This window comes from Henriciella sp. (assembly GCF_049649345.1).
Classification (GTDB): Bacteria; Pseudomonadota; Alphaproteobacteria; order Caulobacterales; family Hyphomonadaceae; genus Henriciella.
Window position 1 is genome coordinate 1 of the sequence record NZ_JBARZC010000506.1, and the last position, 4040, is coordinate 4040.

The following is a 4040-nucleotide window of genomic DNA, read 5'->3' on the forward strand; positions in this document are numbered from 1 at the left end:
CTGGCGCGCGCGACAGCATCATCCAGAAGCTGGAAGAGCTGACATCGGAAAACGCCGATGATCTTGAGCGCATCCGCTTTGCCATCAAGCAGATTGTGGCCGAGCAGGGGATTGAGGCGCGCGTGAAGGGCAGGCGCAAGCAACCTTACTCGATCTGGCGCAAACTCGAAAAAAAGTCGATTTCCTTCCGGGATGTCGCCGACATTTTTGCCTTTCGGATTATCGTCGGCGACGTCACCGAATGCTATCAGTTGCTCGGCGCGTTCCATACGGTCTGGGCATGCCTGCCGGACCGGTTTCGCGACTTCATCTCCGTGCCCAAACCGAACGGCTATGCCTCCCTTCACACCACTGTGCGAGCGTCGGGCAACCGGCTGGTCGAGCTTCAGATCCGCACGGAAGCCAGGGATGATACAGCAGAACACGGCGTCGCCGCGCACTGGACATATAAGAACAGCGAATATGGCTTTGACCTGGAGTCCTCGAAAGCCGCCGGTCTCGACCCGGGCGCCAACCTTCGTGCCTTCGGCGAACTTCTGGCTGACGGGGCCGAGCCGGACGAATTCCTTGAACATGCAAAGCTGGAGATGTTCAGGGAGCACGTCTTCGTGTTCTCGCCAAAAGGCCGCCTGATCATCCTGCCGGGCGGGGCAATGCCGCTCGACTTTGCGTATGCAGTTCATACGGCCGTCGGCGACACGTGTGATGGGGTCAAGATCAATGGCGTTGTCAGGACGCTGCGCACGCCGCTCAAGAATGGCGACGTGGTGGAAATTCTCCGGCGCGAAGAATCCCGCCCTGTCATCGGCTGGGAGGCGCTCACAGTAACGGGCCGGGCCCGGTCTGCCATTCGCCGACTGATCCGCGACCGCGAATATGCGGAGTTCGTGAAACTTGGCCGCACGCTGATCGACCGCGACTTGCGGCGCGCCGGGCTCGACCCGTTTGAAATCGATCTGCCGCGTGTCGCCAAACGCGCTGACTTTGAAACCTCCGAAGCGCTCGCTGAAGCGATTGGCCGAGGCCGCTACGACACGGCGGACTTCATCAGGACAGCGTTTCCGGGCTACGAGGCCGATCAAGCTGTCCTGACAGACAGAACGCTTCTGGCGGACGAGAATGCCGCTCAGATCGTCGCCGGCGAAGACCTGACCCCCGGGATTACGCTCCACCTCGGCGAATGCTGTCATCCTATTCCGGGCGACAGGATCATCGGCCTTCGTGAGCCTGAAAAGGGCCTGGTGATCCATACGATATTCTGTCATCGCGTTGCGGAGTTCGAGGACCGGCCTGACCTCTGGGTCGATCTCAAATGGAATGAGTTGTCGAAGCAGGGCGTGATCGCGGTCGGGCGGATAAGCGTGAGAGCTGTCAACAAGCGGGGCGTCATGGCGAGCCAGTGCTCCGCAGTCGCGCAGGCCGGTGGGAACATCACCCGCGTTCAGACGGGTGAGCGTTCATCCGATTTTCTTCAGCTGATTTTCGATATTGAGGTTGAGGACCTGCGCCATCTGGAGCAGATAAAGGCCGCATTGCGCGCGCTCGCCACGGTGGAAAGCGTCGAACGGCTTGAGGAGACCCAGGATTGACCAATGAAGACGTGCTGAATGTGTTTCGCGAGGCAGGTGCGCTTTTGGAAGGTCATTTCATTCTCTCATCCGGGCGCAGAAGCCCTGTCTTTCTCCAAAAGGCGCTGGTCTTTTCCGAACCCGAGCTCGCGGCGAAACTCTGCTCGGCGCTTGCAGCGAGGATACGAGACACATTCGGCGAGATAGATGTAGTCGCGGGCCCGGCCGTCGGCGGCATCATTCCCGGCTATGAACTCGCGCGCCAGCTAGGCTGCCGGTCGATTTTCGCCGAGCGTGTCGACGGACAGCTTCACTTCCGGCGCGGCTTTTCAATTGCTGAAGGCGAACGCATTCTCATCGCAGAAGATATCGTCACGACGGGCCTGTCATTCCGCGAGACAGTCGAGGCGTTGGAGAAACTTCCAGGTGAAGTGGCCGGGGGCTCGTGTGTGATCGACCGGTCCGGCGGAAAAGCGGATGTTGGCTGCAAGCTCGTCTCGCTCGCCAGCGTCGATTTTCCGGACTACGCGCCCACGGACCTGCCGCCTGAACTTGAGCGAATTCCTGCAGTTAAACCGGGAAGCCGCGGTCTTGCCTGACCGGGTGCCGGAAGGTGTGTCTTGATGATTATCGGCATGGGAAATGATCTTTGTAATATCGAGCGGATTGAGCGCTCGATCGAGCGGTTCGGCGACCGGTTCAAGCAGCGCTGCTTCACAGAGACCGAGATCGCGCTTGCCGAACGTAGGCGCCGCTCAGCCGAAACCTATGCAAAACGGTTCGCGGCAAAGGAAGCGTGCGCCAAGGCCCTTGGTACGGGCGTTCCGCGGCGCGGAGTTCACTGGAAGCATATGGGGGTCGTCAATCTGCCGACTGGCAAGCCGACCATGAAACTCACGGGCGGGGCCGAGAGACGCTTGCGCGAGATGATGCCGGAGGGGCATGAAGCTCTCATCCACCTCACCATCACAGATGATCACCCATGGGCTTCGGCTGTTGTCATCATAGAGGCGGTGCGATTAGAAGCGTCGGCATGAAAAAGGGACGACCAAAACGCACGCGGCTTCGCGCTTCCGCACGGGCGGTCAAGCGTCAACGTCCCGAGCTCGATGAGGCGGAGCGTGCCGACCTCGAAGCGCGCCTTGGCTATCGGTTTTTCAATGCAGAGTGGCTAAATCGGGCGCTGACACATCCCAGCCTGATCGACAACTATGATGGCGATGCGCAATTCTCCAACCAGCGTCTCGAATTCCTGGGCGACCGTGTTTTGGGGCTGGTCATGGCGGAGATGCTGATCTCGAGGTTTCCTGCCGAGCGCGAAGGGTATCTGACAAAGATATTTCACCAGATGGTTAGCGGGGAAGCCTGCGCTGAGGTTGGCGAGGCGATCGAGTTGCAAAAATTCCTCTTCCTGGACGCGTCGATGGAGAAAAATCGACGCGGAAGCTATGACAAGAGCGTGGCCGATGCGATCGAGGCGGTCGTTGCTGCGATATACCGCGACGGCGGGCTCGATGCCGCGCGGGCCTTCATCCGCCGCCACTGGATCATGGAACTGATCGAGCGCGAAGTCTCTCAGCAGAACCCCAAGACGCGTCTCAGCGACTGGTGCGGCGCGAATCGCGCACCATATGCCGTTTATGATATTATTGAGCGATCGGGGCTGGATCACGAACCTCTGTTCACCGTGCGAGCCCGCGTCGAGGGCAAAGGCGAAGCGATAGAGCAGGGCCGCTCACGTCAGGAAGCTGAAATGGCGGCCGCCGACCGTCTGTTAAGGGAGTTGCTCCGTGCCTGAGCCGGAAGACATCAAGAAAGCGGGCTTCGTTGCGATCATTGGCGCCCCCAATGCGGGCAAGTCCACACTGACGAACGCGCTCGTCGGAACCAAGGTCGCGATCGTTACGCACAAGGTTCAGACGACGCGGTTTCCGGTTCGCGGCGTCGCCCATTCCAGGGATGCGCAGATCGTCATCGTCGATACGCCAGGCATCTTCTCGGCGAGGCGCCGGCTGGACCGCGCAATGGTCAAGGCGGCCTGGTCAGGCGCAGACGATGCTGACGCCGTGGTTCACCTCGTCGATGCCGCCGCCTGGATCGCTGATCGCAAGGGCAAGGCGGCGCCTGCTCAGAAACGCTCGGTCGAGGATGATCAGCGCGTGATCGATACGCTGAAGGAGACAGGCCGCACCTGCCTTCTGGCGCTCAACAAGATTGATCTGTTCCCGCATGACGAAGTTCTGCCGCTCATGCAGCATTTCAGTGATAGCGGTGTCTATTCGGATATTTTCATGATCTCTGCCGAGAATGGCGACGGCGTGGATGCGCTACTTGAAGCGCTTGCCGCCCGGATGCCCGAAGGCGGTGCGATGTATCCGCCGGACCAGTCTGCCGACATTCCGATGCGCTTGCTCGCCGCCGAAATTACGCGGGAAAAGCTGATGCTGCGCCTGCATGAGGAACTGCCTTATC

The 4040-nt window shown here is 60.1% G+C and carries 5 protein-coding genes; all 5 read left to right on the forward strand.

What is annotated here, in order from left to right:
• Nucleotides 1-1589, forward strand: a 1589-nt coding sequence (locus WA989_RS13990) for a RelA/SpoT family protein (RefSeq protein WP_424341103.1), incomplete at its 5' end; no start/stop codon positions are given.
• Complete coding sequence (gene pyrE, locus WA989_RS13995; protein WP_424341104.1) at nt 1586-2167, forward strand: orotate phosphoribosyltransferase; 582 nt, start codon at nt 1586-1588, stop codon at nt 2165-2167. The genes WA989_RS13990 and pyrE, both read left to right, overlap by 4 nt.
• A gap of 24 nt (nt 2168-2191) precedes the next feature.
• Nucleotides 2192-2605: a holo-ACP synthase gene (acpS, locus tag WA989_RS14000; protein WP_424341107.1), complete on the forward strand. Its 414-nt coding sequence runs from the start codon at nt 2192-2194 to the stop codon at nt 2603-2605.
• Entirely contained in the window at nt 2602-3366 is a 765-nt protein-coding gene (rnc, locus tag WA989_RS14005; RefSeq protein ID WP_424341105.1) for a ribonuclease III, read from the forward strand. The genes acpS and rnc overlap by 4 nt, the downstream gene beginning before the upstream one ends.
• A partial coding sequence (gene era / locus WA989_RS14010) for a GTPase Era (RefSeq protein ID WP_424341106.1) occupies nt 3359-4040 on the forward strand: 682 nt, incomplete at its 3' end. The genes rnc and era, both read left to right, overlap by 8 nt.